We start from the raw sequence: 281 nt of genomic DNA on the forward strand, positions 1-281 counted from the left end.
CGGCGTCAACGCAGTAGAAGCATCTAAGTCAGACGCTTCAGACTTCGAAGGTGGCGTCAAAGGTACCGAAGCAGCGGTTCATGAACTTCCAGCCTATGAAGGCGGCGCTAATGCGGTCGAAGCAGCAAGCTCAGAACTTCCAGCTTATGAAGGTGGCGTTAATGGTACCGAAGCAGCAAGTTCAGAACTTCCAGCTTATGAAGGTGGCGTTAATGCAGTAGAAGCAACAAGCTCAGAACTTCCAGCCTATGAAGGTGGCGTTAATGCAGTCGAAGCAGCAA

1 protein-coding gene is annotated in these 281 nt (G+C 50.9%); it reads left to right on the forward strand.

The genetic code is table 11. The annotated features are described in order from the left end of the window. On the forward strand, window positions 1-281 hold a 281-nt coding region (locus tag HMPREF2987_RS11100), incomplete at both ends, for an SIALI-17 repeat-containing surface protein (RefSeq protein WP_180364520.1).

Source organism: Streptococcus sp. HMSC067H01 (assembly GCF_001814775.1).
GTDB lineage: Bacteria > Bacillota > Bacilli > Lactobacillales > Streptococcaceae > Streptococcus.